This is a genomic window from Nocardia sp. NPDC004722 (genome assembly GCF_053601505.1).
In genome coordinates, this window is the sequence record NZ_JBSGBY010000109.1 from 1 (window position 1) to 17463 (window position 17463).

General features: G+C 67.4%; 14 protein-coding genes and 1 pseudogene. 8 read left to right on the top strand and 7 right to left on the bottom strand.

Going from position 1 to position 17463, the window contains the following annotated elements; all coding sequences use genetic code 11:
* Positions 1 to 57 precede the first annotated feature (57 nt).
* The 4 genes from ACWELQ_RS13750 to glpK (ACWELQ_RS13765) all read right to left on the bottom strand — a co-directional run bounded on the left by ACWELQ_RS13750 (position 58) and on the right by glpK (ACWELQ_RS13765) (position 4772).
* A complete protein-coding gene (locus ACWELQ_RS13750) occupies positions 58 to 327 on the bottom strand; it encodes a WGR domain-containing protein (protein ID WP_452397376.1) in 270 nt (89 codons plus the stop codon).
* A 100-nt stretch (positions 328 to 427) separates the two neighbouring features.
* Positions 428 to 1258, bottom strand: a complete 831-nt coding sequence (locus tag ACWELQ_RS13755; protein ID WP_452397377.1) for an MIP/aquaporin family protein — start codon at positions 1256 to 1258, stop codon at positions 428 to 430.
* Between the two features lie 256 nt (positions 1259 to 1514).
* Positions 1515 to 3191: a glycerol-3-phosphate dehydrogenase gene (gene glpD / locus ACWELQ_RS13760; RefSeq protein WP_452397378.1), complete on the bottom strand. Its 1677-nt coding sequence runs from the start codon at positions 3189 to 3191 to the stop codon at positions 1515 to 1517.
* Positions 3192 to 3233: 42 nt separating this feature from the next.
* Positions 3234 to 4772, bottom strand: a complete 1539-nt coding sequence (glpK, locus tag ACWELQ_RS13765; RefSeq protein ID WP_452397379.1) for a glycerol kinase GlpK — start codon at positions 4770 to 4772, stop codon at positions 3234 to 3236.
* A gap of 150 nt (positions 4773 to 4922) precedes the next feature.
* On the opposite strand from glpK (ACWELQ_RS13765), the gene ACWELQ_RS13770 reads away from it, so the two are divergent.
* From ACWELQ_RS13770 to ACWELQ_RS13790, 5 genes are read left to right on the top strand one after another with little or no spacing between them, the layout of a single operon-like run.
* The gene (locus ACWELQ_RS13770; RefSeq protein ID WP_452397380.1) at positions 4923 to 5687 is read left to right on the top strand and encodes an IclR family transcriptional regulator; all 765 of its coding nucleotides are present in this window, start codon (positions 4923 to 4925) and stop codon (positions 5685 to 5687) included.
* A complete protein-coding gene (glpK, locus tag ACWELQ_RS13775; RefSeq protein ID WP_452397381.1) occupies positions 5684 to 7198 on the top strand; it encodes a glycerol kinase GlpK in 1515 nt (504 codons plus the stop codon). Before ACWELQ_RS13770 ends, glpK (ACWELQ_RS13775) begins: the two co-directional genes overlap by 4 nt.
* Positions 7199 to 7208: 10 nt before the next feature.
* The gene (locus tag ACWELQ_RS13780) at positions 7209 to 8042 is read left to right on the top strand and encodes a DUF72 domain-containing protein (RefSeq protein ID WP_452397382.1); all 834 of its coding nucleotides are present in this window, start codon (positions 7209 to 7211) and stop codon (positions 8040 to 8042) included.
* A 51-nt stretch (positions 8043 to 8093) separates the two neighbouring features.
* On the top strand, positions 8094 to 8813 hold the full coding sequence (locus tag ACWELQ_RS13785; RefSeq protein WP_452397383.1) for an ArsR/SmtB family transcription factor: 720 nt from the start codon (positions 8094 to 8096) through the stop codon (positions 8811 to 8813).
* A gap of 40 nt (positions 8814 to 8853) precedes the next feature.
* A complete protein-coding gene (locus ACWELQ_RS13790) occupies positions 8854 to 10197 on the top strand; it encodes an MFS transporter (protein ID WP_452397384.1) in 1344 nt (447 codons plus the stop codon).
* Positions 10198 to 10249: 52 nt separating this feature from the next.
* Here the strand turns inward: ACWELQ_RS13790 and ACWELQ_RS13795 are convergent, their stop codons facing one another.
* Entirely contained in the window at positions 10250 to 11245 is a 996-nt protein-coding gene (locus ACWELQ_RS13795; protein WP_452397385.1) for an acyl-ACP desaturase, read from the bottom strand.
* Positions 11246 to 11545: 300 nt separating this feature from the next.
* Between ACWELQ_RS13795 and ACWELQ_RS13800 the strand changes: the two genes are divergently transcribed.
* The gene (locus ACWELQ_RS13800) at positions 11546 to 12790 is read left to right on the top strand and encodes a KasA/KasB family beta-ketoacyl-ACP synthase (RefSeq protein ID WP_452397386.1); all 1245 of its coding nucleotides are present in this window, start codon (positions 11546 to 11548) and stop codon (positions 12788 to 12790) included.
* A 156-nt stretch (positions 12791 to 12946) separates the two neighbouring features.
* On the top strand, positions 12947 to 14809 hold the full coding sequence (gene fadD32, locus ACWELQ_RS13805; protein WP_452397387.1) for a long-chain-fatty-acid--AMP ligase FadD32: 1863 nt from the start codon (positions 12947 to 12949) through the stop codon (positions 14807 to 14809).
* Between the two features lie 53 nt (positions 14810 to 14862).
* On the opposite strand, the gene ACWELQ_RS13810 is transcribed toward fadD32, so the two are convergent.
* Both ACWELQ_RS13810 and ACWELQ_RS13815 read right to left on the bottom strand, forming a co-directional pair.
* A complete protein-coding gene (locus ACWELQ_RS13810; protein ID WP_452397388.1) occupies positions 14863 to 15471 on the bottom strand; it encodes an NADPH-dependent F420 reductase in 609 nt (202 codons plus the stop codon).
* A 46-nt stretch (positions 15472 to 15517) separates the two neighbouring features.
* On the bottom strand, positions 15518 to 16087 hold the full coding sequence (locus tag ACWELQ_RS13815; protein WP_452397389.1) for an NADPH-dependent FMN reductase: 570 nt from the start codon (positions 16085 to 16087) through the stop codon (positions 15518 to 15520).
* Positions 16088 to 16416: 329 nt separating this feature from the next.
* On the opposite strand from ACWELQ_RS13815, the pseudogene ACWELQ_RS13820 reads away from it, so the two are divergent.
* Positions 16417 to 17364: pseudogene (locus ACWELQ_RS13820) on the top strand (lipase family protein); the annotation flags it as partial.
* Positions 17365 to 17463 lie beyond the last annotated feature (99 nt).

A 17463-nucleotide genomic window follows, 5' to 3' on the forward strand; every position in this document is an offset into this window, starting at 1 on the left:
GGTCGGTGCCCGACTATCAGCCCGCTGGCCACGGATCGAGCTTCCTGGAGATGGGATTCATCCAGCCCGCCGGGTCACCGGCCGCTTCCCCCGTGCCCCCATCACCGCGGGCGCGTAGCCCTTACGGGTCTTCTCGCCGACCTTCTTGGCTGCCGCCGCACGCGCTTTCTCTTCCGTCGCATACGTACTCGATGACTTCTGCCCGGCGTCCCCGATGCGCCCGTACCGGACCGTCACGGATGTCCCCGCCACGACGATCTCGTAGAACTTGTGTGCCGAACCGCTGTCCTCGGACAGCTCCAGGTAGGTGGTTTCCCCGCCGCTCATGTCTTGCTCCCCGCGTCGAACTCGTTGTGACGCGAAAACTAACAAGGCCCACCGACATTCGGCGTTCGCCGAGGTCGATGGGCCTTGGGGGAGTCTGGGACTACATGTACCACTGGGCCACGAGGCCCGCGAGTGCGCCGCCGACGAGCGGGCCGAGGACCGGGACCCACGCGTAGGACCAGTCGGCGTTCTTCTCGGTGGAGGACACCGGGTCGCCCGGGTTCTCCTCGATGACGCGCTGGGCCGCGCCGCCGGCGGCGACACCGGCCGGAATGCGTTCCGGCGCAACGCTCGCCGCACGACGGGTGGGCAGCAGCGCGTAGGCGACGCGGGGACCCAGGTCGCGAGCCGGGTTGATGGCGTAGCCGGTCGGGCCGCCCAGTGACGCGCCGATGCCGACCACCAGCAGGGCCGCCGCCAGCGGGCCCAGGCCGCTGGGGGTCTTGCCGAAGGCGAGGATCACGAAGACCAGCACGAAGGTGGCGATCACCTCGGTGAGGAAGTTCCACGTGTACGAGCGGATGGCCGGGCCGGTGGAGAACACGCCCAGCTTCTTGCCCTCGTCGGGCTCCTCGTCGAAATGCTTCTTGTAGACCACGTACGCGGCGCACGCGCCGAGGAACGCGCCGAGGAGCTGACCCGACAGGTAGGCAACGGTATTGGTGAAATTCACCTCGATACCGGGCGCGTATTCCTTCGCGCCGGAGAACAGATTGCCGATGGTGACCGCCGGATTCAGGTGACCGCCGGTTTTGTAGGCGACATACACACCGCCGAAAACGCCGAGGCCCCAACCGAAGGTGATGAGCAGCCAGCCGCCGTCGAAGCCCTTCGATTTGGCCAGCACCACATTGGCAACCACGCCCGCACCCAGGAGTATCAGTACCCCGGTGCCCAATGCCTCACTGACAAAAATAGAGCTGAAGCCCATTGATTCGCCTTCCGATCGGCGTCCGATGCCACTCTGAACCGGATTCTCTTATCCACCGTTCAGCAAATATCTAGAAACACGCTAGAGGCAAAGGGACGTCGGACACAAGTCCAACAGGCGGATAATTTCGTGATTCCGAAAACGCCGACGCCGTGCCGAAAATGGTTCCGGCACGGCGTCTTTCGGGAATCGGGATACGGCTACGACGCCGCGCGGAATCGGGTCCGCGCGACGTCGAAACGCCTTCCTATGAAATTCAGGCGGTGGCGATCAGGCGGGCGGTATTGGCCGCCTCGTCGTCGTTCTCCTCGTTGGCGGCCAGCTCGGCGTGGACGCGGTCGAAGTACCGGTTGATCTCGGTATTGGTGCGCTCATCGGTCCAGCCCAGGTGCGGGGCGATGAGGCGCGCGATCTCCGGGGCCGCCTTCAGGCCGCGGTCGGGGACCTCGATGGAGATGCGGGTGCGGCGGGTCAGCAGATCGTCCAGGTGCAGCGCGCCCTCGTGGGTGGCGGCGTAGACGGCCTCGGCCCCGATGTAGTCCTCCGCGCCCGGAATCGGTTCGCGCAGTGCGGGAACCGCGGCGATGAGGGCGAAGATCTCCTCCGCCAGCGAGCCGTAGCGGCCCAGCAGATGCTCCACGGTCTCGACCGGCAGTTCGGCCCGCGCGGCCACCGCGGCGACGTCGTCCAGCATGTCCTGGTAGCCGACCGCGCCCAGGATGGGCAGGTTCGCGGTCACCGACGGCGCGACATCGCTGCCGAGGCGCTCGGCGGCGGCGTCGACCACATCGGCGGCCATCACCCGGTAGGTGGTGTACTTGCCGCCCGCGATGACGAACAGGCCCGGGGCGGGCTCGGCGACCGCGTGCTCACGCGAGAGCTTGGAGGTCTCCTTGTTCGCGCCGGTCATCAGCGGCCGCAGGCCCGCGTAGGTGCCGACGATGTCGGCCCGCGTAAGCGGTTCGCGCAGCAGCGAATTCACGTGATCCAGGATGTACTGGACATCCCCGGCGGTGGCGGTCGGATGGTTCTTGTCCAGCGACCAGTCGGTGTCGGTGGTGCCGATGATCCAGTGCTCGGCCCACGGGATCACGAACAGCACGGACTTCTCGGTCTTCATGGCGATACCGCTGCCCATGTCGAGCTTCTCGCGCGGCACCATGATGTGCACGCCCTTGGACATGCGCACGTGGAACGGGAAGTCGACGCCGGTCATCTTGATCATGTCGTCGGTCCACACGCCGGTCGCCGAGATCACGGTCTTGGCCCGGATGCTGTGCTCCAGACCGGATTCCAGATCCATCACCTTCGCGCCCACGACCTTCTCGCCGTCGCGCAGCAGCCCGGTGACCTTGGTGCGGGTCAGCACGGTCGCGCCGTGCTGGGCGGCGGTGCGGGCGATCATCATGGTGTGGCGCGCGTCGTCGACCTGCGCGTCGTAGTAGCGGATGGCGCCGGTCATGGCGTCTTCCTTGAGCGCCGGGGCCAGATCCAGTGCCTTGGAACGGCTCAGGTGCCGGTGCATGGGGACCGAGCGCGCGCCGCCCATGGTGTCGTAGAGGGCGATGCCCGCGCCGATGTAGAAGCGCTCGTAGTGCTTCTGCAGCGGGAACAGGAACGAGACCGGGTGCACCAGATGCGGGGCCAGCTTGTTGAGCAGCAGCCCGCGCTCCTTCAAAGCCTCACGGACCAAGGCGAAGTCGTACTGCTCGAGGTAGCGCAGGCCACCGTGGATGAGCTTGGAGGAACGGCTCGAGGTACCGGCGGCGAAATCGCGCGCCTCGACCAGGGTGACGGACAGACCACGCGAGGCGGCATCCAGGGCCGCGCCCGCTCCGGTCACTCCACCACCGATCACGAGCACGTCGATTTCGGTGTCGCCGAGCGAATCAATCGCCCGGGCGCGGTAGGCGGGATCCAGTTGTGCGGACACGAAATTACTCCTTGTTATCGGTGAATCGAAGTCTGTGTAGGGCTAGCGGTGCTGGTCGTCGTCATCGTCGAGATCGACCCAGTCGAGGGTGCGCGAGACGGCCTTGAGCCAGCGCGCGTAGCCCTTCTGCCGCGCCTGCTCGGTCATGGTGGGCTGCCAGTTCTTGTCCTCGTGCCAGTTGGCGACGAGTTCGTCTGTGCTGGACCAGAATCCGACCGCGAGACCGGCGGCGTAGGCCGCGCCGAGCGCGGTGGTCTCCGCGACCACCGGCCGCGAGACCGGCACGCCCAGGAAGTCGGCCTGGATCTGCATGGCCAGTTCGTTGGCGGTGACACCGCCGTCGACGCGCAGGGTGTCGAGCTTGACCCCGGAGTCCTGCTGCATGGCCTCGACCACGTCACGGGTCTGATAGCAGATGGATTCCAGTGTGGCCCTGGCGATGTGGGCGTTGTTGCTGAAGCGCGACAGTCCGACGATCGCGCCGCGAGCGTCCGCACGCCAGTACGGGGCGAACAAGCCGGAGAAGGCGGGCACGAAGTAGACGCCGCCATTGTCGGGCACCTGAAGGGCAAGGGCCTCAACGCGTTCCGCGCCCGAGATGATGCCGAGCTGGTCGCGCAGCCACTGCACCGCCGATCCGGTGACCGCGATCGAGCCCTCCAGCGCGTACACCGGCTTGTCGTCGCCGAACTGGTAGGCGACGGTGGTCAGCAGGCCGTGCTTCGAGTGCACGATCTCGGTTCCGGTATTGAGCATCAGGAAGTTGCCGGTGCCGTAGGTGTTCTTGGCCTCGCCCGGCCGGAAGCAGACCTGGCCGACGGTGGCTGCCTGCTGGTCGCCCAGCACGCCGGTGATCTTGACCGCGCCCTTGAGCGGGCCGTCGGGGTAGCTGGTGCCGAAGCCTTCCGGATTCGAGGACGGCGCGATGCGCGGCAGCATGGCCCGCGGCACACCGAACAGGGCGAGCAATTCGTCGTCCCAGTCCAGGGTTTCGAGATCCATGAGCATGGTGCGCGAGGCATTGGTGGGGTCGGTGACGTGCACGCCACCGTGGACGCCGCCGGTGAGGTTCCAGATCAACCAGGTGTCGGGGGTGCCGAAGAGGGCATCGCCGTTCTCCGCGTCCTCCCGCACGCCCGGGACATTGTCGAGGATCCACTTGAGCTTGCCGCCGGAGAAGTACGGCGCGGGCGGCAGGCCGGCGCGGTCGCGAATCAGAGCGCCCTTACCGGACTTCTCGATCTCGGCGACGATGCGATCGGTGCGGGTGTCCTGCCAGACGATGGCGTTGTAGTACGGGACCCCGGTGCGGCGGTCCCACACGATGGTGGTCTCGCGCTGGTTGGTGACGCCGACCGCGGCCAGATCGGCGGCGGTGAGGCGGGCGCCGGCGAGGGCGCTCTTGATGACGGTCCGGGTGCGCTCCCAGATCTCCGCCGGATTGTGCTCGACCCAACCGGCCTGGGGAAGAATCTGCTCGTGCTCGAGCTGATGGCGGGCAACCACATTGCCGCCGTGGTCGAACACCATGAATCGCGTGGAGGTCGTGCCTTGGTCGATGGCTCCGACGTACTGCGTCATCGCGGTCCTTTCCACCAAACTCGTCGTTGAGTCCGTCTGCGCTGGTGAGCTCGGGTTCAGCGAGCCCGACGTCCACGCTACGAAGTGAAAGGGCGCTAAGACAGGCGACGCGTTCGACAATGCCGAACGGTTTGCTGATAGGTTACGGACATGCCGGGACCGATTCAGTCGATCGAGCGCGCCGCGGCCATTCTGCGGCTACTCGCCCGCGGGTCCGGGCGCATGGGAGTGGGGGAGATCGCCGCGGCGCTGGGCCTGGCCAAGCCGACCGCGCACGGGATCCTGCGGACGTTGCAGGGCGTGGGGTTCGTGGATCAGGATCCGGTGAGCGGCAAGTACCAATTGAGTCCCGCGCTGTCGGATCTCGGGGCCGGGCGGCTGGACGCCAACGAGCTGCGGTCGCGGGCCATCAACCGGGCCGACGCGCTGGCCGCGCGCAGCGGGGAATCGGTGCGCATCGCCGCACCCGTGGACGGCGGAGTCGTGGTGATCCACCACGTGTTCCGGCCCGACAACACCGAACAGGAACTGGCAGTCGGCGAGGAACTGCCGCCGCACGCCACGGCACTGGGCAAGGTGCTGTTGGCCTACGACGGGGAACTGTCCGACGCCCTCGGCGACGCCGGGCTGCCCGCGCTGACCCATCGCACCATCACCGATCCGGCCGCCCTGCGCCGCGCCGTTTCCGAGGTGCGGCGCACCGGCTGGGCGGGGGATATCGGCGAATTCCGTTCCGGCGAAGCGGGAGTCGCCGCGCCGATCCGCTCGCGAGGTGGTTTGGTGGTCGGTGCGATAGGCATCAGCGGTCCGGTGGATCGGCTCTGCGACGGGCAACTCCACTTCCGGTCCGCGCCGATCGCCCAGGTCCGCGAAGCGGCGGCCGCTGTCTCGCGCGATCTCGGAGGATCACAATGACGCAGAAGTACGTGCTGGCCATCGATCAGGGCACCACCTCGACCCGGGCCATCCTCTTCGATCAGCGGGCGCGGCTGACCGGGGTCTCGCAGCGCGAGCACAAGCAGCACTACCCGCGGCCGGGCTGGATGGAACAGGACGCGCTGGAGATCTGGCGCAATGTGGAGCGCATCGTGCCCGCGGCGCTGCGGGATTCGGGGATCACTCTGGGACAGGTGGCGGCGGTCGGGATCGCGAATCAGCGTGAGACCACGGTGGTGTGGGACCGGAACACCGGCACGCCCATCGGCCGGGCGATCGTGTGGCAGGATGTGCGCACCGAGGAACTCGTCGAGGTGATGCGGGAATCGCCTGGCGCGGAACGGATCCGGGAACTGTGCGGGTTGCCGCTGGCCACCTATTTCGCCGCGCCCCGGCTGCGCTGGCTGCTGGACGGCACACCGGGGCTGCGGGAGCGGGCCGAGCGCGGCGAGGTGTTGTTCGGGACCATGGAGACCTGGCTCATCTGGAATCTCACCGGGGGAGCCGATCACGGCATCCACGTCACCGATGTCACCAATGCCGGGCGCACGCTGCTGATGAACCTGTCCACGCTGGAATGGGACGCGGAACTGTTGCGGTTCTTCGATATTCCGCGCGCCATGCTGCCGCAGATCCAGCCGTCCACCGGTGAGTTCGGGACGGCGCGGCGGGTGCTGCCCGGGGTGCGGATCGCGGCGGCGCTGGGCGATCAGCACGCGGCCTTGTTCGGGCAGACCTGTTTCGCGCCGGGGGAGACCGAATGCACCTATGGCACAGGCGGATTCCTGCTCATGAACACCGGGCGGGAGCTGGTGCGCTCGCAGCACGGGCTGCTCACCACCATCGGGTATCAGGTGGGGCCGGAACCGGTGTACGCGCTGGAGGGTCCGATCGCGGTGACGGGGTCGCTGGTGCAGTGGCTGCGCGACAATATCGGGCTGATCGCGAGTGCCCCGGAGATCGAAACCCTCGCGGGCACAGTCGAAGACAATGGCGGCTGCTATCTCGTGCCCGCCTTCTCCGGGCTGTACGCGCCGCACTGGCGCAGTGACGCGCGCGGGCTGTTGATCGGGCTCACCTCGTATATCACCAAGGGGCACATCGCCCGGGCGGTGCTCGAGGCGACGGCATGGCAGACCCGCGACGTCGTCGAGGCCATGAACGCCGACTCCGGGCTCCAGGCCGGGGCGCTGCGGGTGGCGGGTGGAATGACCTCGGACAACCTGCTCATGCAGATCATCGCCGATGTCCTCGATATCCCGGTGATGCGGCCCATCGTGGCCGAGACGGTCTCGCTGGGTGCGGCGTACGCGGCGGGCCTGGCGGTCGGTTATTGGCCGGATCTCGAGGGCCTGCGCCACAATTGGCGGGTCGCCGCGCAGTGGGTGCCGCGGATGGATCCGACATTGCGTGCCGAAGAGTACGAGAACTGGACCCGGGCGGTGCAGCTTACCTACGGTTGGCTGCGGCCCCGTAAGCCATTGACATAAATTGACAGGTATGCGGCTTTTCGTCGGTTGCGCGATGTGGCAACACCCGGACTGGCAGGAGAAGCCGATACCCCCGGCCGAACGCCTGCGCACCTACTCCTCCTGGTGCAACGCCGTAGAGGGCAACACCACCTTCTACGCGACGCCCCAGCGGCGCACCGTCCAATCCTGGGCCCGCCAAACCGATCCCGACTTCCGCTTCGTCATGAAGCTGCCGCGCACCGTCACCCACGACCGCCGCCTCACCGGCATCGACGACGAGATGGCGCATTTCCTCGACGCCATCGAACCGCTGGGGCGGCGACTGCATTCGCTGTGGGTGCAACTGCCCGCCTCCTTCACCAACCTCGCCGCCCTGTCGGATTTCCTGGAGGCCCTCCCGGCCCACTACCGCTGCGCCGTCGAGGTCCGTAACCCCGTCTTCTTCGAAAACCCCCGTGCCGCAGCTCAACTGGAAGCCATCCTGGAGGCCGCCGGTGCGGAATGGGTCATCTTCGACACCACCGTGCTGTTCTCCGCCCCGCCGTCCAGCCAGGCCGAATACGAGGCCGGTTCCAAGAAACCCCGCAACCCCCGCCGCACCCGCGCCCTCACCGAATTCCCCATGGTCCGCTACCACGGCCGTGACGACACCGCCACCACCGTCGCGGGCTGGTCCGTCTGGGTCGACACCGCCGAAGCCTGGCTCCGCGAAGGCCGTTCCCCGACCATCTTCATCCACACCCCCGACAACGCCTCCGCCCGCACCCTGGCCCGCCGCTTCCACGCCGAAGTCCGCGAACGCCTCCCGCAACTCGAACCCCTCCCGGACCCGCTACCCACGGACCCCATGACCCTGTTCTGATGCGCGGATAGTTCGGCTGGACCCGAAACGTCCGAGCGGGAGACTGGAACCATGGAAGCGATCAGAGACGGCGATGTGGATGTCTCCGCTGTCGCACGACTACTGGCCGATCCCGCGCGGGCGCGGATGTTGACGGTGCTGGCCGATGGGCGAGCGCAGCCTGCGGGGGAGTTGGCGCGGGCCGGTGGGGTGAGCGCGGCTACGGCGAGTGAGCACCTCGGCAAGTTGGTCGAGCAGGGGTGGCTGATGGCCGAGAAGGTGGGCCGCCATCGCTACTACAGCATTGCCCTTCCGGAAGTGGTTCAGGTGCTGGAGGCGATGGCACTGATCTCTCCGGTGCAGCCGGTTCGCTCGCTGCGGGGTGCGCGCGTGCACCGCGACCTCCGGCTCGCACGCACCTGCTACGACCACCTGGCCGGTGCGGTCGGGGTAGCCGTCTTCGACGCCCTGAGCGAGAGCGGCATTCTCGACGTCACCGGCGGCCGCTGGACCCCGGCCACCCACCCCCACCCGCTGTTGGCCGAATTGCACATCACCCCAACGGATTCCCGTCAGTTCGGACGACGGCCACCGATTCGAACCTGCGTGGACTGGTCCGAACGCCGCCACCACCTCGCCGGTGGACTGGGCGCACTGCTGCTGCAGCGCATGCTGGACGAAAAATGGTGCACGCCGGGAAAAACCCCGCGAGCGATAACCTTCACCCCACGCGGCTGGCAAGCCCTCGACCGTACCCTCGGCGTGGACGCCACGGTCCTGCGGAGCGCATGATTCGGTTCGGACCGAAGCGATTTCGAACCAGGCTGGGGTAATGACCCGGACATTGGAATCGCCACGTGTCGGCAGCGGAGGACTCGCGCTGACCGCGATCTCGGCGGGGTACTTCCTCGTCATCCTCGATACCACCATCGTGGCCGTCGCGCTGAATCGGATGGCGATCGGGCTGCACACCACGGTCGCCGGACTGGAGTGGGTGGTCGACGGGTATACCGTCACGCTCGCGGCGCTGCTCATGGCAGGTGGGGGTCTGGCCGATCGGTTCGGGGCCCGGCGGTCGTTTCAGGTGGGGCTGGCGTGCTTCGGGGTTGCGTCGCTGGCCTGCGCGGCGGCGCCTACCGTCGCCGTGTTGGTGGCCGCGCGCGTGTTGCAGGGAATCGGTGCGGCCCTGTTGATTCCGGCCTCGCTGGCATTGATCCGGCATACGTATCCGGATCCGGCGGACCGTGCCCGTGCCACGGGCATCTGGGGCGCGATCGGTTCGATGGCCGCCAGCAGCGGGCCGGTACTCGGCGGCGTGCTTGCCGAAAACATTGGCTGGCCAGCGATTTTCGCCGTGAACGTGCCAGTCTGTGTGCTGGCTGCGGTGCTGCTGCATCGCACTGTGCCGCCGGTTGCCGGTGTCGCGCAGCCGATTCCGGTATTCGGTCAGGCCGCCGCGGCCTTGGCGGTGGCGGGTGTGACGGCGGCGGCGATTCTCGGCGGTACGCATCCGGTGGCGCCGGGGCCGCTCACCGTGGCGGTGGTCGTGGCGGTCGCCGGTCTGCTGCTCGGCGTGCATGCCGCACGCGCCGGAAAAGGCGTGCTGCCCAGTGCTCTTCGTCGTTCCCGGGCGTTCGTCGGTGGCGCGCTGATCGGTTTCGCGCAGAACTTCGGGTTCTACGGTCAGCTCTTCGTGATCAGCCTCTTCTTCCAGCGGACGCTGCACTATTCGCCCACCGCGGCTGGTTTCGCACTGCTGCCCGAGATGGCGATCGGGATCGTGGGTTCCGCGCTCGGTGGCCGGATGGCCGCCCGTCAGGGACCGCGCCGGGTCATCGTCACGGGAATGGCCATCGGGGCCGCGGGTCTGCTCGGCCTGGCCTGCGCGGGTCCGCACACTCCGTACCCGCTGCTCGCGATCGCCTTGCTGCTCACCGGATTCGGCATGGCCTACACCATGCCCGCCGCCACCAGTCTCACCGTTTCGGCCGCAGGCCCCGCGAACACCGGTCTGGCCGCGGCCGCCTTCAACGCCGCCCGCCAATTCGGTTCGGCCCTGGGTGTGGCGGTGCTGGCGTCCCTGTTGACGCTGACGCCCGCCGGCCTCGCGCTCCCGCTGATCGCCGCGGCCCTGGTGTACCTGACCGGCGCTGTTCTCGCCCGCCGTATCCCCTGAAACGTCGAGTGGCACACCGGTTTGGTGTGCCACTCGATAGTTTCGTCCAAGTTCAGCCGACGAGGACCGGGGGCTGTTCGGCGCGGCGGGCCTCGCGGGCGAGGGCCTTGTCGCGTTGTTCCTCGAAGCGGACCACGTCGGTGCGGAGCTTGTCGAGGAACTGGCCGAGTTCGTTGCGGCGCTGGTCGCCGAACGCGCCGAAGTCGGTGCGGTCGAAGATGTTCCACTTCTTGAGGTTGGGGAGCAGGACCTCCTCCAGGTGCTGGCGGAGGTCGTAGATGCCGTGCTTGGCCATGAGCACGCCGTTGCGGCGGAAGTTGGGCATGCCCATGCCGGGCATCTGGAATCCCATGACGATATTGGTAATGGCGTCCATGGCCTGGTCGGGTGAGAGGTCCAGGGCCGCGCCGCACATATTGCGATAGAAGATCATGTGCAGGTTCTCGTCGGCGGCGATGCGTTGCAGCATGCGGTCCGCTATGGGGTCATTGCACACTTTGCCGGTATTGCGATGTGAAACTCGGGTCGCCAATTCCTGGAATGTCACATAAGCGACGGAATGCATGAATCCGGCATCGGCGGTCACCTGTCGATCGCTGTGCTTCTTGATCAACTGCGCGGCGTTGTAGCCGTTGGTCATGTGAATCATGCGCGCCTGTTCCAGCGCCACCGGATCCACGCCACGGGTCACCACCAGATAATCGCGAATCACGATGCCGTGCCGGTTCTCCTCGGCCGTCCACCGTCCGACCCAGGTGCCCCAGGCGCCGTCCTGGGAGAAGTTCTCGGCGATCTCCCGGTGGTAGCTGGGCAGATTGTCCTCGGTCAGCAGATTGGTGACCATGGCCGCCTTGGCGACCTCGCTGAGCTTCGATTGCTCCGGATCCCAGTCCACTCCGTCCATAGCTGCGAAGTTGCGACCCAGATCCCAAGGCACATAGTCATGCGGATGCCAGTCCTTGGCCATCGATAGATGACGGTGCACATTCTGCTCGGCAATCGGCTCCAGCTCGATGAGCAGCTCCAACTGCGTGAGACTCCTGGCCACGATCGTGTGCCCTCCCTCGAAATGGCTCGGCCTGCGAGAATGATGGTGGAGAACAGAATGCTGGAGATCCGGCGAGCACCGCCACGGCGAAGGGGATCGGGGTTGGAAACCGGTACCCGCGTGTCGTCCAATGAGACTGGTCGGCGTCGCCTCGGATAATCTAGCCCAGTTCGCCGATGATTGGCTTCACACCCCGCCGATATGTTCCTGGCCGGGCCCCGCTCGCTAGTTCCAAACCAGTCCTTGACAGCCCACGCGGATCGATCAAGGTTCGCCGAAGCATTGCTACGGAGAGTGAACATGCAGACGCCCAACCGCAGGAAATACCCCAGCGTCGTCGTCACCGCGCTCGCGGCGACCACCTCGATCGCGGGTGACGTCGACTCGACGTGGAAGGGACTACTCAACGGAGAGAGCGGGATCGACGTTCTCGAGGACAGCTTCCTGGACGACTTCGGCCTGCCGGTCCGCATCGGCGGCCACCTCAAGGTCTCGCCCACCGATCAGCTCACCCGGGCGGAATCGCGCCGCTGGTCCTACGTCGAGCAGATGGCGGTGGTGCTGGGTCGCGAGATCTGGGCCAATGCCGGAAATCCCGAGGTGGACAAGGATCGCCTCGCCGTGTCGATCGGGACCGGGCTGGGCGGCGCGGAGACGCTGATGTCCGCGCGCGACAAGCTGGTCAACGGCGGCTACCGCAAGGTGGTCCCGCACACTGTGCAGGGTGTCATGCCCAACGGCGCGGCGGCTTGCGTCGGCGTCGAGTTACAGGCGAGGGCCGGTGTGTCCACGCCTGTTTCGGCTTGTTCGTCCGGTTCGGAGGCGATCGCGAACGCCTGGCGCATGGTTGTCATGGGCGATGCCGACATGGTGGTCACCGGTGGCGTGGAGGGTTCCATCCAGGCGCTGCCCATCGCCGGCTTCTCCATGATGCGCGCCATGAGCACCCGCAACCACGACCCCAAGGGCGCGTCGCGGCCGTTCGACAAGGACCGCGACGGTTTCGTTTTCGGCGAGGCCGGGGCGCTCATGATCATCGAGACCGAGGAGCACGCGCTGGCGCGCGGCGCCACCATCCACGCCCGGATCATGGGCGCGGGCATCACCTCCGACGGCTTCCACCTGGTCGCACCGGATCCCGAGGGCACCGGCGCGGCGCGCGCCATGAGCCGCGCCATGGAGTACGCGGGCATCTCGAAATCCGATGTGTCGCACATCAATGCGCATGCCACCGCCACGCCGATCGGCGACACGGCGGAGGCCAACGCCATCAAGCAAGCCGTCGGCAACCACGCCGCGGTGTACGCGCCCAAGTCCGCCCTCGGACATTCCATCGGCGCGGTCGGTGCGCTGGAGTCGGTCATCACCGTGCTCAGCGTGCGTGACGGAATCATCCCCGCCACACTGAATTTGGAGAACCAGGACCCGGAGATCGACCTGGATGTGGTGCATGGCCAGGCCCGACCGGGCAACTACGACTATGCCCTGAACAACTCCTTCGGCTTCGGCGGCCACAACGTGGCCATCGCGTTCGGCCGGTACTGAGGCGCTTTTCCGGGTGGTATTCGTTCGTAGTCGGTGACGCGGGAATCCGGCACCTGCTAGAGTCCCCAAGCCCCCAGCTACATTCGGGCTTTCGGTGTCGATCTTTGTTCGGTGTCACTGCACAGTTCTCGACTGTGAGTTGAAGAAGGATAGGGAATGATCGGCGAGACCTTCGAAGACGTTCTGGACGAGCACGGCAACATCAAGATCCCTGAGAACCAGACCATGGTCGACCTCGTCGACAAGCACGCCGCGGTCAACGGGGACGAGCTCGCCTACCGCTTTATCGACTATTCGCGTGAACGCGACGGTGAGTACCACGACCTCACCTGGAACCGTTTCGGTGTCCGGCTGCGTGCCGTGGCCGCCCGGCTGCAGCAGGTCACGCAGCCCGGCGACCGCGTCGCCATCCTCGCGCCGCAGGGCCTGGACTACATCGTGGCCATGTACGCCGCGGTGTACGCGGGCAATATCGCGGTGCCGCTGTTCGATCCGGAGGAGCAGGGCCACAGCGATCGGCTGCACGCCGTGCTCGACGACTGCACGCCGTCGGCGATTCTGACGGTCGGCTCGGCGGCGGTGGGGGTGCGCGAGATCTTCAAACACCTGCCCGCGCCGCAGCGTCCGCGCATCATCGCGGTCGAGGCGATCCCGGACAGTGTGGGCGAGAGCTGGGTGCGTCCGAAGCTGGAGATGGACGATGTGGCCTACCTGCAGTACACCTCCGGGTCGACGCGGACCCCGGCGGGCGTGGAGATCACACACCGGGCGGTCGGTACCAACCTGCTGCAGATGATCGACGCCATCGGCATCACCGAGAAGGCGCGCGGTGTCACCTGGCTGCCGCTGTTCCACGACATGGGCCTGCTGACGGTGATCCTGCCGACCATCGGCGGCAAGTACATCACCATCATGTCGCCCAGCGCCTTCGTGCGGCGGCCGCACCGCTGGATCAAGGAGCTCGCCGCCCAGGAGGACGGCGCCGAGATCTTCGCCGCCGCACCGAATTTCGCCTTCGAGCACGCCGCCGCCCGCGGATTGCCCAAGCCCGGTGAGGAATTGGACCTGTCCAATGTCATCGGCCTGATCAACGGCAGCGAACCGGTGTCGGTCACCTCGATGCGAAAGTTCAACGACGCCTTCGCCCCCTACGGCCTGCCCAAGACCGCCATCAAACCCTGCTACGGCATGGCCGAGGCCACGCTGTTCGTCTCCGCCACCAAGCGCGAGGACGAGGCGCGCGCGGTCTGGGTGGATCGCGTGCAGCTCAATGCCGGGCGCATGGTGGAGGTCGACGAGCACGCGGAAAACGCTGTGGCCCAGGTGTCCTGCGGTTACGTCGCGAATTCCCAGTGGGCGGTCATCGTGGATCCCGGCACCGGCGCGGAGCGGCCCGACGGTGAGGTCGGCGAGATCTGGTTGCACGGCGCGAACATCGGCCGCGGCTACTGGGGTCGGCCGGAGGAGAGCGAGGCCACCTTCCACAACCGCCTCACCGCCCGCCAGCCCGGCTCGCACGCGGAAGGCGCTGCGGCGGAGGCGAACTGGATGCGCACCGGCGACTTCGGCGCGTACTACGACGGCGAGCTGTTCATCACCGGCCGGGTCAAGGATCTGGTGATCGTGGACGGCCGCAACCACTATCCGCAGGATCTGGAGTACTCCGCCCAGGAGTCCAGCACCGCCCTGCGGCCCGGCTTCGTGGCCGCCTTCTCGGTGTCGGCGAACCAGCTCCCGGCCGAGGCGGTCGCCGCCGACGCCACCGAACAACTGGTCATCGTGGCCGAACGCGGCACGGGCGCGGCCAAACTCGATCCGGAGCCGATCACCGAGACCGTGCGCGCGGCCATCGCCAAACGCCACGGCGTCACCGTGCGCGACCTGCTGCTGGTTCCCGCGGGCTCCATCCCGCGCACCTCCAGCGGCAAGATCGCACGCCGCGCCTGCAAGGCGGCCTATCTCGAGGGCACGCTTCGGGGCGGTCACCGCCAGCAGGCGTTCCCCGATCAGATCGACTGAATCGGCAAGCGTCGCAACCGAATGGCACACCCGCGGGTGTGCCGTTCGGCGTCTCAGGGCGCGATCGGTGGGATGGACAGGCGGTGCAGGGGCCCGTTGGGTTCCAGCGCGGTGCTGTCGGCGATATTGCCGATGACGATGGGCACGAAACCGGTGGTCTTGATCAGCTCGGCCACCCGGCACAGGGCGGCGGGGTGGTCCCCGGCCATCGGGGCGACGATGCGGCCCAGCGAGGTCAGCGGTCCGGACCGGAACATGGGGGTGGTGAAGTTGTTGAAGGCCTTGACCAGCTGGGTCTTCGGGAACAGTTCGGCCACCACCGCGCTGGTGGGCCGGCCGTCGGTGGACAGCAGGGTGACCGAGCCGTCGTCCTCCCGGACGTAGGGATTGGCCGGGTCGACCCAGATCTTGCCCTCCAGATCGGGGAGTTCCTTTGCCAGCGCCGGTAATTGGAGCCAGGGGACCGCGCCGATGAGAATGGTCGAGGAACCGGTCACCAGCTCGATGTCGCCGGGGTAGGTGTGGCGCAGTCCGCGTTCGGTGACGATGTCCGACAGTTCGTCGATGTGGTGGCTGGCGATGTGCACGGTGTGCCCGGCGCGATCGAACAGCCCGGCCAAACTCAGGCCGAAGTGACCGGCCCCGAAGATTCCCACGTCCATGCCCGCACACTCCTGTGTCCGGAGGGGTTTCCTGACCTTCAGTACATCATCTGTCCAGCGACACCGAGGTGGCGGGCTCGGCGCGGCGGGCGGCGTGCGCGGCCAGGGCGCGGGCGGCGGCGGTGAGCGCGGCGCGGGCGTCCGGCGCTGTGACCAGGCCATCCGGGCCGATATCGCTCTGCACCACGGTGATCCGGCCGCACGCGGCCTCCACGATCTCGGCCCCGGCGTAACCGACCACGGTGCGCAGGGTGGCGACGGCGGCCTCGCCGCGGCCCTGGTAGGCCACATTCACGTAGGCCACGGGCTTCTCGCTGAGGTCGGCATTGCCGATGGTCCATTCGAGCAGGTTCTTGAGGGTGCCCGGGATCATGCCCGCGTATTCGGGGGTGCAGAACAGCACCGCGTCGACCTCGGCCAGCTGCCGATGCAGCGCCAGTACCGCGTCCGGTTCGTCCGTTTTTCCCGGGATGAAGGGCGGCAGCTCGAGCAGGCCGTCGTAGAGGCGCACGTCCAGGTCCGGACCCGCGTCGGCGGCGATGGTGCGCAGGGCGGCACTGTTGGTCGATCCGGCGCGGGTGCTGCCGGAGACCAGCAGCAGACGGGGAATGGTCACGACTTCGGCAACGTGGCTGGGGCGGGGAGTATTTCGCGAGGGTGTGGCCGTTGTCTCTGATGGGGCCGTCCCAGTAAGTGGGAGTTGTTGTGACAAGAAGTGTCGTTATCTCCCATTCTGGGTATGGTTTCGAACAAGCAGGACTGTCCGGGACAGCTGTAACGCCCCGATCAGGTTGTGCGACAACTGCATAACGCGAGTTTGTGCGAGAAGGGCAGGCAATGATGACTGCGAACACCAACCGCTTCGACGAGGCGGCGGTCGGTGCCGGATATCCCGGTACGTTCGGACCCGGACGGCTGCTGGCCGCCGAACCGATGACCGCGAGGATGCTGCCCGGTCTGAAACTGCCCGCTCGCGCCTGGCGCATCACCTACACCACGACCACCGCCAAGGGTGACCCCACGCAGGTCACCGGCACCGTGCTGGTCCCGAACACCCCGTGGCGCGGGCCCGGTTCACGTCCGCTGGTCGGCTACGCGGTCGGCACTCAGGGCCTGGCCAATACCGTCGCCGCCGCGTCCTGGCAGCTGCGCTACGGCATCGAATACGAGTCGCTGTTCCTGCGTGCCGCCCTGCGTCGCGGCTGGGCGCTCGCCATCACCGACTACCCGGGGCTCGGCAGCCCGGGCCTGCACCCGTACGTCATGGGTCGCGCGCTGGGTCCCGCGGTGCTCGACAGCATGCGTGCCGCGCGTCGGCTGCCCGAGGCGGAATTGGATCCCGAGGGCCCGCTGGGCATCTACGGCTACTCCGAGGGCGGGAACGCGGCGGGCTGGGCCTTGCAGTTGCAGCCCACCTACGCGCCGGATCTGCCGCTGGTCGGCGGCGCGGTCGGCTCGGCCCCGGCCGATCTGGTCGACATGGTGAAGTTCCTCGACGACACCCCGTACGCGGTGCTGCTGTTCTACGGCGTGCTCGGCATCGAGGCCGCCTATCCGGAATTGAATGTGCTGCAGCACCTCAACGTCGGCGGCCGGGTACTGGCCGCGCTGGCCCGCCGCACCCATGCCGGGGTCGCCGCGGTGGTCGGCATCGGCGCGGGCCTGGTCGTGCCCACCAAGGTCTCCACCTACACCCATCGCCCACCGTTCGAGGTGCCCGAGGTGAAGGCGCGGCTGCTGGAGAACCGGCTCGGTGGCATCGCGCCCGCCGCACCGGTCCTGGTGGCCGGTGGCACCAGCGAGCAGATCATTCCGTATCCGCAGGCCGTGCGGCTGGCCGAGGAGTGGAAGGCGCTGGGCGCGGACGTCACCATGCTCACCATGCAGGGCCGCGAACACATCGGCGGCCGGAACAGTGGGCCGGGAACTTCCTGTTCTACAACAAGAAGCTGTTCGCCGATGCAGGGTTGCCTGCGCCACCGGCACGATGGG